We start from the raw sequence: 11,378 nt of genomic DNA, 5'->3' as shown, positions 1-11,378 counted from the left end.
CGGCTTGAAACTTTAGTTTCAAAGCCGTGAAACCAAAGTTCCGGACGCTTGAAAACAGTGGTTCCAGCCGATGGAATGAATGAAACAAGGCAGGAAACTGATCCCTTACTTATATGATTCAATTAACTTGACCGCACCAACTGTTCGATTAACCTGCTCTTCCAAGAAACAATAAATCATTTATCACTCAAAAACAGCGGAGTTATCAACTATTAAAGGATGATTTATCAATTATTAATGTCTGAAATATCAATCGTTAAGAATTGACACCTCAGACATTAATACACTGTAAATCAAATGACAAAATCAAACAAATGACAGATAATGATACATGGAAGAGTGAGAGCAAACACTTGCTCTCATACCTGCTACCACAATTGCTGCCATACCTGAAACTACGATGAATAAAGGCATACAGACAATCTGTTAGGGCATGAGAGCAAAAGTCGCGTTGAATTACTGTGGAGAAATAAATATAGACGGCTATCATATTAAGCAAAAAACGGTCAAAAAGAGCAGGAAATAAATGATAGTACATAAGATACCTATTCCGATCCCCATGATTTTTGTTTTAACTGTAATATCAACAGAATCTATTTGCTTGATTTTGAATAACTTTCTTTCTACCACAAAGAATACTGTAGAGTACAAAAGTGGAAGAATATAAAAGACTACTGGATTTAACTCTATAAAAATGGCATAAAACGGAAACATAGCTCTAAAAAAGACCATAAACACCAATGCCTGCGTTAAAATCCAATATAACTTTTTATTTTTCCAATAACTGATTCCTGTCAGTATAACAATTATCCAGAAAAATGCCGGACAAAATACATTCTCTTTGTACTTACAAAAATCAGCAAGTCCCCCATACATTGCATCAGCTTCGGCCATGGAATACAAAGTACGATAGTCATGAATCTCCAAACAGAGAAAAATGATTCCTGCAATAATCTCTATAAAAGGAATCAATTTTAGTATATTCTTTTTAACTGGAGACCGCTCTTTCATGTATCAAATTATTTTTCAAACAAATATAGTTTTTATTAATTGAAAAAACAAATACATAATTATCAGATACAGGCAAATAAAGATTGGGCATTCCCGAGCAAAATCCACCTTCAGTTGTTATTCAAAGACAAGGATATTTTATACTATAAAAAGTCAATGTCATGGAAAAAAACATTTTTAAGTTAGATAATGAACAGCTCAAAGCGATTGTATGCTCATTTCGGGATAAAACAGAAGAAGGGTTAAAAACGGAAAATGCAGAGATACAATGCATTCCTACTTTCATTGCTCCAAAAACAACCCATATTAAAGGAAAGTCACTGGTACTTGACCTGGGAGGAACCAATTATCGGGTGGCAATCGTAGATTTCGACAAAGCAACACCAACCGTTCACCCGAACAATGGCTGGAAAAAAGACATGTCAATTATGAAGTCCGTCGGATATACCCGCGAAGAGTTATTCAAAGAACTCGCCGATATGATTATAGGAATCAAACGTGAGGAAGAAATGCCTATCGGTTATTGTTTTTCTTATCCGGCCGAGTCCGTACCGGGTGGAGACGCCAAACTGTTACGCTGGACAAAAGGAGTAGATATTAAAGAAATGGTTGGAGAATTTATCGGAAAACCTTTACTCGACTATCTGAATGAAAGAAACAAAATTAAGTTTACAGGCATCAAGGTAGTAAACGATACTATAGCCAGTTTATTCGCCGGTCTCACAGACAATAGTTATGATGCATATATCGGCCTCATCGTAGGGACAGGAACCAATATGGCAACTTTTATCCCTGCCGATAAAATTGAAAAACTGGATCAGTCATGCAATGCACATGGATTGATTCCTGTCAATTTGGAATCAGGCAATTTCCATCCGCCCTTTCTGACTGCGGTAGATGATACCGTTGACGCTATTTCCAGTAATCCGGGAAAGCAACGTTTTGAGAAAGCGGTATCCGGTATGTATCTGGGAGACATACTGAAAACAGCCTTTCCGCTGGAAGAGTTTGAAGAGAAATTCGACGCACAGAAACTGACTTCCATTATGAATTACCCGGACATCTACAAGGATGTATATGTACAGGTAGCACAATGGATTTATGGCAGATCCGCACAATTGGTTGCCGCCTCACTTACGGGGCTTATCATGTTACTGAAATCCTATAATAAGGATATACGAAAGATTTGCCTGGTAGCCGAAGGCAGTCTTTTCTGGAGTGAAAACAGGAAGGATAAAAACTATAACATTCTCGTTATGGAAAAACTGAGAGAACTCCTTCAATTATTCGGCCTGGAAGATATTGAAGTGGATATAAAAAGTATGAATAACGCAAACCTGATAGGGACAGGCATTGCGGCATTATCATAATATACTCCCGTCACTGCCGGCATCCGCACAATTCTATGAGGCATTTTAATGTAGCGGATTCATCAATAAACTTTTCTTAAAGTTTATGATGAATCACGACTACATTTGAAAAATCATAGACAAACACAAAGACTGGTAAAACCAAGTCATAAAACCGATGTTGCTACAACCGTGTTTACCTCATTTAAAGAAATGTCCGCCCGATATTATTTATTATAAGGAATCACACTTAAACTATAATTACCATCAGGCAACAAATCCGAATCAAATTCTATTTCAATATCTTTAGACTCTCCTTTCAACAATGTGAAATAATTATCATTCATCAAAGCAGGTAATATACGCTCACCATCAGAAGAGCGAATAGCCTGTACGTGAACAGCAAAAGCGACTGATGATCCCACATTTTCGATCTTTGCTTTAATCACTTTCTTACCATTACTATCCACTAAGCTTGATGTTGTACGCAATTTGGCTTTCGGCAAATTATTCAATGCTTTATAGTCTCCCGGTTTATTGGAACGCCAATAAAAGTTATCAGAAAGCAGTTGCCCGTTTTCATCGTTCAGTTCCAACTTGATGAAATGCACAGGAGTCAAATCCGTTGGCTTCTTTTTTCTACCATATAATTCAAATTCATAAAGTGAATATCCCCACATAGTAGCCTGTTTTAACCCTTGCATTTTCACATAACGAGTACGAACAGGTTTTATCTTAATCTCTTCGACACCGCCTTTAGAGTCCTCATTGATATAAATTTCTTTCCAGTTTATTGCATCATCCGAAATCAACAGTTTATAAGCTTTTGCATGAGCAGCCTCCCAGTTCAATATGACAGAGGCTATTTCAGTAGGTTCACCCAGATCAACATAAATCCATTCTTCATCACGGGGTTCACTCGCCCAACGACTGCCATCACTGGCATCAATCGCGGCACTTGGCTCTCCGGCATCTGCCGAAATGGAGGAAGCAACCGCTTTCTTACCGAAAGCAAGGTTGTCTGTTGTAAAATTCAGATGGAAACAATAGGAATCCTTATTAGCGGCGGCATCCAAAACTACAGACTGGCTATAACGCCCCATTTCTTTCCCATCCAGATTATAGACTTTACCTGTAGCCGTAAGTCCTTTCTGCTCTTTCAAAGTGGTATTGATCACTTTTACACTATTATCAGCATAACTCCACTGAATATGAACCGGTTCACACGCCTTTCTGATTCCCCAGTAAGCCCCCGTCAAGTCATAATAATAATCATAGGTTTGCCATACCAATGAAGGATAAGCCGACTGCCCCATCCAAGTCAATATGCCGGAAGCATCTTCCCAAATATGATGTTGAAAGCCTTCGTACATCGCTTTATTCACCTCAACATTCACTAATTGAGCTTTCCGGCAAAAATCTTCAATACCTTTCGCTTTACCATAATTGAACTCTACGGTAGAGAAATATTTGTCGGGACTGGCGTTCCCCGCCGAATTGCCAAAGAAATGCTTGTCCCACATTTCATTACGTGGCCACCAATCTTTTTCGGGCATAAATTTCTTAAAGCTATCGAAAGTAGTAAAGACAGCTGTACCTATTTCTGTACGGAATCCCCATCCTTTGGTTATATTGGCACCATATCCATAAGGGGCTTTGGTAAAATACCAGTTAGGATGAGAGTTAGTCCAAGGTCCACTCCCGGAAAGGCCGTCACTATGGGAATTGGCATGATAGGCCCGATCACCCCCATCGTATGTTCTAACGTCTTCCTCCAGCCACTTATTAAGAGGCGGTAACGGATACCCCTCATTATCACCACACCACACTGCAATACAAGCATGATTACGCAAACGCTTGATCTTTTCCACTGCATTCATATTGAAAGCAAAAACATCATCCGGAAGATTCGAATTTGAATTTAACCAGAAGTCGTCCCACACCATAATGCCGTATTTATCGCAAGCTTCATAAAACTCATCATCCGTAACCGAACCGATCCAATTGCGTATCATATTAAAATGCATCTCATTGTGAAGTTTCAATTTAAGATCATATTCTTCACCCCGACAACGCAACAGATATTCGCTCATTCCCCAGTTTCCTCCTTTTACATAAACAGGTTCACCATTTATTTTAAGATGAAGCACACCGTCAACCAGCTCGGAACCGTATTCACGAATACCAAATGTAATATTCTGTTTATCAGAAGCCTTACCATTCACCATATAAGTCAGTTCGCAGGTATAAAGATTTGGCTGTCCGTAACCATTAGGCCACCACAAAGCAGGATTCTGAATTATAAATTGACTGAACTTGCTATCATCCAGAAGAAAAGTCCGCTGTTTGCCTGCCTCAATTACCAAATCTTCGGTAAATTCAATGTTGCCCGGCTGAATGATACCTTTCAACACTCCTTTCTGCTCTATATCTGTATGATTCCGTAGCTCCAGCTGCAAGCTTAAAACCGCTTTGTTTTTAGAAGGAACTTTCGAACGTATCCAAGGATCGACGATAGACACTTCGCCGGTTTTTGTCAAATAGACGTCGTCAGTAATACCAGTCAAAAGACCGGGAACATAAGGCATCCAATCCCAGCCGGCACATGACATATAAGTAGGACTTGCATAATTGGGAACCGGAGTGCCTACCCAATGCACAAGGACGGCAAGCACATTCTTACCGTTTTTTGACAGCAAATCGGTTATATCGAAATTCCCCCGATGCATAAATCCATCAAGCAATCCGAGACGCGTCCCATTAAAAAATATTTCTCCTTTACGGTTAACCCCTTCAAAATTTAGCCATACCCTTTCTCCGTTTTCCACCTCCGGCGAATTAAACTCTGTACGATACCAGAAGTTACGGTCATATTTTGCTTTATCGACTTTATACGCATTATCAGCAAAATTCGGATCAGGCTCCAGTCCTTCTAATACATACGAACCAAACACCGTTCCCGGCACAGTTGCTTTGACCCAATCCCTCGTGTCATATCGGGTAGTCATCATATCAAAAGGATGCTCAATTTCTGCCTGAGCTTTCACTTTCCATATCGTCAGATTTCCATCACTATTCAATGAAATTTTTACTTTTTGTGCATGAACGGTGATACCAGTAAATAATAAAACAAGTAACAGTGTAGTCTTCCAAATATTCATATCTTCTATTTCTTTTTCACATTACAGATCAGTATATGAACGATTAATCGCTCATATACCCCTAAAAAAGAAATCAGATAGTCATATTATTATATTTTGTATTCCTCTATCTTCCTGTACAAAGTGGTAAGACCGATCTTCAGCAAGCGGGCAGTTTCCGTCTTGTTGCCTTTCGTATATTCCAGGACGCGGGCAATATGCCTTCGTTCCATAGCAGCCAGTTCAAAACTACCGATATTATCATCCGAACATTCATAATGAGTATTCTGAATCTCCAACGGAAGATCGCACACATCCAGATGCCCGCCTTCGCAGACAATCAGACTCCGTTCTATCACATTCCGCAATTCACGGATATTTCCTTTCCAGGGTTGCTGTTCCAACGCATGAAGAAAAGCAGGAGTCATCTCATTGACCGTATACGAAAGTTTCTCGGAAAAGCTCTTTGCAAAGGCAGTGGCAAGAATTCTGATATCACCGGTACGTTCGCGAAGTGCCGGCAGATGTACCTGAAATACCGAAAGACGATAAAACAGGTCTTCACGGAAACGTCCCGCTTTGATTTCCTCTGTCAGATTGCGGTTGGTAGCAGCAATAATACGAACATTCACGTGCGTCGGTTTCGTATCTCCTATCTTTATATATTCGCCTGTTTCGAGAATACGCAGCAATTTGGCCTGTAGTTCAAAAGCCATTTCTCCGATTTCATCCAAAAAGATCGTACCGTTGTTGGCTTCTTCGAAGAGTCCTTTCTTGTCCTTCAAAGCTCCGGTGAAGGACCCGGCTTTATGCCCGAACATTTCACTCTCCAGCAGTTCCTTACTGAAAGACGAACAGTTCACGGCAACAAAGCTCTGTTTGCTCCGCTTACTATTATAATGTATGGCTTGTGCAAATACTTCTTTTCCGGTCCCCGTTTCTCCGGTCAACAACACCGGAACATCAGTCACCGAAACCTTCTGTGCCAGCATAACAGCTTCTTTCAGCACTTTCGATTCTCCCAGAATGGAATCAAAAGAATATAGCTGACTGACTTTCTTTTCCAGTTTCTCTAACCGGACATTCATCTTAGCCTTCTCAACGGCACGACTGATCAGAGGGATAATCTTATTATTATCGTCCCCTTTGGTTATATAATCAAATGCACCGTTCTTGATTGCCTGCACTCCGTCGGGTATATTACCGTGAGCGGTAAGAAGAATGACTTCCACATTCGGAGCTGTCTTTTTAATGTTCAACACCAGATCGACCCCGTTTCCATCGGGAAGAAAGACATCACACAAAGCCACATCCGGCTGTTGAATTTCCAACTGCCTGATAGCTGCCTTGCAATCACCCGCCTGACACACCTCATAACCCTCCAGTCCGAGCATACGAGCCAACAGGCTACGAATCTGAACCTCATCGTCAATGATAAGAATTTTACTCATAATTAATTTATAAAAAATGAAGAAAGACAAACAGGGTGCGCAAATATAAGTCTTTTTTCTATGATCCGAGAACAATTCTCCCTACTTTATTGTTATTTCCACAGGAAACTATTTACGCAACAAACTTATGAAGATCATTATTATTGGAGGCGTTGCCGGAGGAGCTACCACTGCTGCCCGGATCAGACGCACAAACGAAGCAGCTGAAATCATCCTTTTAGAAAAAGGAAAGTATATCTCTTATGCCAATTGCGGACTGCCGTATTACATCGGAGGCGTGATCAAAGAACGGGAAAAACTGTTTGTACAGACGCCCGAAGCATTTTCTACGCGCTTTCGTGTAGACGTACGAACTGAAAATGAAGTAATCTTCATCGACCGGAAGAGAAAAACAGTAACGGTAAGACAAAGTAGCGGAGACACTTACGAGGAAAGCTACGACAAATTACTGATATCGACCGGAGCCTCCCCTGTACGTCCTCCCCTGCCGGGAATCGACCTGAACGGAATCTTCACACTCAGGAATGTAGCCGACACAGACCGAATCAAAGAATATATCAACAGTCATGCTCCCCGAAAGGCTGTTGTCATCGGAGCCGGATTTATTGGGCTGGAAATGGCAGAGAACCTGCACGCACAAGGAGCTAAAGTTTCTATTGTGGAAATGGGCAATCAAGTGATGGCTCCCATCGACTTCTCCATGGCATCCCTTGTACACCAGCATTTGATGGACAAAGGAGTGAACCTGTATCTGGAGCAGGCAGTAGCCTCTTTCGAAAGAGACGGAAAAGGATTGAAAGTCATCTTCAAGAACGGACAGTCCATCTCTGCCGACATCGTTATCCTTTCCATCGGCGTACGTCCGGAAACGACACTGGCACGTGCCGCAGAACTGAAGATCGGCGAAGCCGGAGGAATCGCCGTCAACGACTACCTGCAAACGTCGGACGAATCGATTTACGCCATCGGTGACGCTATCGAATTCCGCCACCCGATCACCGGAAAGCCGTGGCTCAATTACCTTGCTGGTCCCGCCAATCGTCAGGGACGAATTGTCGCAGACAACATTCAGGGAGCACACATCCCTTATGAAGGATCCATCGGAACTTCCATTGCAAAAGTATTCGACATGACTGTTGCTTCTACCGGATTACCCGGCAAACGATTGCGGCAGGCAGAAATCAATTATATGTCTTCGACCATCCATCCGTCCTCTCACGCAGGATATTACCCGGATGCCATGCCGATGAGTATTAAAATCACTTTCGACCCGAAGACAGGTAAACTGTACGGCGGACAGATCGTCGGCTATGACGGTGTAGACAAACGCATTGACGAAATCGCGCTTGTCATCAAGCATGAAGGTACGATCTATGATCTGATGAAAGTGGAGCAGGCTTACGCCCCTCCGTTCTCTTCTGCCAAAGATCCGGTAGCCGTTGCAGGATACGTAGCCGAAAACATCATAACTGGGAAAGTACAACCCGTCTATTGGAGACAGTTGAGGGATATCGAGATGGAAAATAATTTCCTGCTGGATGTACGTACTCCTGACGAATTCTCGCTCAATACACTGCCGGGTGCAGTGAACATTCCGCTGGACGAACTGCGTGACCGGCTGGATGAACTGCCGAAAGACAAGATGATCTATACATTCTGTGCCGTCGGCCTCAGAGGATACCTTGCTTATCGCATTCTGGTACAGCATGGATTTGAAAAGGTACGCAACCTTTCCGGAGGATTGAAAACATACCACGCTGCCGCAGCACCCATCATCCTGAGAGAAGAAAGTGAGAACGAAGTACCTGCACAACCGAACGCAAACATACAACAGCCGGCAGATGCGCAACCTCAAAAGACAGTTTCACCAGTTGAAGCAGTGAAGACAATCCGTGTAGACGCTTGCGGACTGCAATGTCCGGGGCCGATTCTGAAAATGAAAAAGACAATGGATTCGCTGGTTTCCGGCGACCGGGTAGAAATTACCTCAACCGATCCGGGATTCCCGCGTGATGCTGCCGCATGGTGCAACTCGACAGGAAATCAGTTGATTTCCAAAGAAACAGCAGGAGGAAAATCTATAGTAGTGATCGAAAAGGGCGAACCTAAATCCTGCAATATTGTTACCTCCTGTGAAGGCAAAGGAAAAACTTTCATCATGTTCAGTGATGATTTAGACAAAGCTTTAGCTACCTTTGTGCTCGCTAATGGCGCAGCTGCCACCGGACAAAAAGTAACGATCTTTTTCACCTTCTGGGGACTGAATGTTATCAAGAAGCTGCATAAGCCGAACGTCGAAAAAGATATCTTTGGAAAAATGTTCGGCATGATGCTCCCTTCCAGCTCCCGAAAGTTGAAACTCTCTAAAATGAGCATGGGAGGAATAGGAGGAAAAATGATGCGGTACATCATGAACCGGAAAGGAATCGATTCTCTGGAGTCCTTACGCCAACAAGCTCTGGAGAACGGTGTGGAATTTATCGCCTGCCAAATGTCTATGGACGTCATGGGAGTGAAACAGGAAGAACTTCTGGACGAAGTGACAATAGGCGGAGTAGCAACATACATGGAACGGGCGGATAATGCAAATATCAACCTGTTTATATAGAAAAAGAACAAACAAAAAACGAAGTAGCATATGAAGACAATATGTGTAATGCGCGATGTATTCAAAGCAATGGCAAGATTTGAAGATGCATTTGAAAAAGTGTATCAGGTATCATTAAATGAAGCGATGATATTATGTGCCCTGCAAGAAGCCTCGCCCAATAATATGACGGCCACGAGCCTGTCCAAACGAACCGAGCTGACACCCTCTCACGCTTCAAAGATGCTCCGGATTCTGGAAGAAAAAGAACTGATTGTCAGAACACTCGGGGAAGAGGACCGGAGACTGATGCAGTTCCATCTCAGCCAGAGCGGTAAAAAACTGGTCAGACAATTAGCACTTGAAAAAGTGGAAATACCGGAAGTACTGAAACCGCTGTTCGAATCGGTAGATTCCTAAATCAAGCAGCCCGATACATGTAATATCGGCTTGCAGAAGAATAAAACGGTGAACCGCCTGTATCATATATTACAGGTTGTTCACCGTTTCTTGTTTCGTCATTCTTCAAGCCACCCTCTAAGAAGAGACATCACTTTCTGCTTCTGATCTTCGGACATTGTACCGATGCGCGCAAGATGACTGCCTCCCGGCTCTACAAAGACATGAATATTCTTTTTATTCTTTAGCCAGGTTACTCCGGCAGCTGTCCAGGGATCATTCTGACCATAGATAAAAATCATCTTCGGATCGTTCTTCTTCAAGAACCGCACAATCTTATTGCTCAGTGTCTTATCAAATTTCATCTTCCGCATATCTTCCGGCAACATCAGTCTTCTCAGATAATCCTTGCTGGTCTTTATAGAAAGGTAAGGTTTAAAAGGAGCGATATCGTATCCATAATACCCCAATTCGCGGGCAGCCTGCACGAAGAAAGAAAGAGTCGGGCTGTCTACTATAAAATAAGAAGGTCCGCTGATTGCCAGCAAATGATCCAGCAGTGTATCGTCAGAAGCCGAGGTTTCCGGTATACTACGGATATCCGTTCCCCATTGCCAGATAGAGAAAGAGTATTCCAACACACAGAAATCGTATATTTCTTCCAGAGGAGCGCGGAATGTATAGTTCTTTTCAGTACACATTTTTTCAAAACGGGGCAACAAACGGGCCTTTCGTTTCAATACTTCCAACTGGAAATCTTCTATTTTTTTCCTATCGGCTTCCGTACCTACCCGGCGGAGGAAAGGTTCGTGCCGACCATCTTCACGCGCATAACAAAGAGGAGCAACATAAGGCACGGAAACATCCACATCGTCGGGGAAGAAAACACGGTATAATAAGGAGGTCTGCCCTCCCTTGCTGATCCCCGTACTGATCCATTTGCCAGGATATAAAGTCTTGAAAGCGGTTGTCACGGCATGCAAATCCTCGGCAGAATTCTCTGCGGTCAGGTATTGCCAGTCGCACGGTTCGGGAGTGGATTCGAGAAAGTAGCGGTGCTCCACAAAGATCATATTGGCATCGAACAATTCAGAAAGTTCTTCCCGATAAGTGGGGCGCAAAGCATACCCTGCCCCATATCCTTCGGTAACAATCACTGTGGGACGGTCATAACCGACGTGTCCCACAATCACCCGCTGGCGGAAACTTCCCTTTTCGGGATGTCGATGATCCAGCGGCTGAGTCAGGTACATTACATACTTTTCCGGGAAGCGGCTGGTGTCGAGCAACTTTATTCCGCTGACGGAATTATTTTTTTCGATCTTCTGAATAAACGATTCCTGCGCCGACAATGAGACGGGCGCAGCTGCGATCAGCAGCACGATTGAGAACCATACGAAAAGAGGTATCCGAATGTGTTTCATAAGCATTTGAGTGTTAA

The 11,378-nt window shown here is 42.8% G+C and carries 7 protein-coding genes; 3 read left to right on the top strand and 4 right to left on the bottom strand.

What is annotated here, in order from left to right:
- Positions 1 to 486 precede the first annotated feature (486 nt).
- Positions 487 to 1,011, bottom strand: a complete 525-nt coding sequence (locus HMPREF9007_RS01775; protein WP_008763644.1) for a hypothetical protein — start codon at positions 1,009 to 1,011, stop codon at positions 487 to 489.
- 161 nt (positions 1,012 to 1,172) lie between these two features.
- Between HMPREF9007_RS01775 and HMPREF9007_RS01780 the strand changes: the two genes are divergently transcribed.
- Positions 1,173 to 2,381 (top strand): hexokinase, encoded by a 1,209-nt coding sequence (locus HMPREF9007_RS01780; RefSeq protein WP_008763643.1) that lies wholly within the window; start codon positions 1,173 to 1,175, stop codon positions 2,379 to 2,381.
- 206 nt (positions 2,382 to 2,587) lie between these two features.
- Here the strand turns inward: HMPREF9007_RS01780 and HMPREF9007_RS01785 are convergent, their stop codons facing one another.
- Together HMPREF9007_RS01785 and HMPREF9007_RS01790 are read right to left on the bottom strand one after the other, a co-directional pair.
- Positions 2,588 to 5,521, bottom strand: a complete 2,934-nt coding sequence (locus tag HMPREF9007_RS01785) for a discoidin domain-containing protein (protein WP_008763642.1) — start codon at positions 5,519 to 5,521, stop codon at positions 2,588 to 2,590.
- Between the two features lie 89 nt (positions 5,522 to 5,610).
- The gene (locus HMPREF9007_RS01790) at positions 5,611 to 6,951 is read right to left on the bottom strand and encodes a sigma-54 dependent transcriptional regulator (RefSeq protein ID WP_008763641.1); all 1,341 of its coding nucleotides are present in this window, start codon (positions 6,949 to 6,951) and stop codon (positions 5,611 to 5,613) included.
- A gap of 127 nt (positions 6,952 to 7,078) precedes the next feature.
- Here HMPREF9007_RS01790 and HMPREF9007_RS01795 point away from each other — a divergent pair, with 127 nt between their 5' ends.
- Both HMPREF9007_RS01795 and HMPREF9007_RS01800 read left to right on the top strand, forming a co-directional pair.
- Positions 7,079 to 9,559, top strand: a complete 2,481-nt coding sequence (locus HMPREF9007_RS01795) for an FAD-dependent oxidoreductase (protein ID WP_008763640.1) — start codon at positions 7,079 to 7,081, stop codon at positions 9,557 to 9,559.
- Between the two features lie 30 nt (positions 9,560 to 9,589).
- Positions 9,590 to 9,958 (top strand): winged helix DNA-binding protein, encoded by a 369-nt coding sequence (locus HMPREF9007_RS01800; protein WP_032850774.1) that lies wholly within the window; start codon positions 9,590 to 9,592, stop codon positions 9,956 to 9,958.
- 98 nt (positions 9,959 to 10,056) lie between these two features.
- Here the strand turns inward: HMPREF9007_RS01800 and HMPREF9007_RS01805 are convergent, their stop codons facing one another.
- Positions 10,057 to 11,361, bottom strand: a complete 1,305-nt coding sequence (locus HMPREF9007_RS01805) for a S28 family serine protease (RefSeq protein ID WP_008763638.1) — start codon at positions 11,359 to 11,361, stop codon at positions 10,057 to 10,059.
- Positions 11,362 to 11,378: the final 17 nt, after the last annotated feature.

It is taken from the genome of Bacteroides sp. 1_1_14 (genome assembly GCF_000162515.1).
Taxonomy (GTDB): domain Bacteria; phylum Bacteroidota; class Bacteroidia; order Bacteroidales; family Bacteroidaceae; genus Bacteroides; species Bacteroides thetaiotaomicron.
The sequence above is the reverse complement of the archived record's forward strand: the minus strand, read 5'-3'. Positions and strand labels throughout refer to the sequence as shown.

What these genes read in the sequence shown, in the direction of transcription:
- HMPREF9007_RS01785 (WP_008763642.1), bottom strand. Translation starts at nt 5,521, where the DNA reads ATGAATATTTGGAAGACTACACTGTTACTTGTTTTATTATTTACTGGT.
- HMPREF9007_RS01790 (WP_008763641.1), bottom strand. Translation starts at nt 6,951, where the DNA reads ATGAGTAAAATTCTTATCATTGACGATGAGGTTCAGATTCGTAGCCTG.
- HMPREF9007_RS01775 (WP_008763644.1), bottom strand. Translation starts at nt 1,011, where the DNA reads ATGAAAGAGCGGTCTCCAGTTAAAAAGAATATACTAAAATTGATTCCT.
- HMPREF9007_RS01800 (WP_032850774.1), top strand. Translation starts at nt 9,590, where the DNA reads ATGAAGACAATATGTGTAATGCGCGATGTATTCAAAGCAATGGCAAGA.
- HMPREF9007_RS01805 (WP_008763638.1), bottom strand. Translation starts at nt 11,361, where the DNA reads ATGAAACACATTCGGATACCTCTTTTCGTATGGTTCTCAATCGTGCTG.
- HMPREF9007_RS01780 (WP_008763643.1), top strand. Translation starts at nt 1,173, where the DNA reads ATGGAAAAAAACATTTTTAAGTTAGATAATGAACAGCTCAAAGCGATT.
- HMPREF9007_RS01795 (WP_008763640.1), top strand. Translation starts at nt 7,079, where the DNA reads ATGAAGATCATTATTATTGGAGGCGTTGCCGGAGGAGCTACCACTGCT.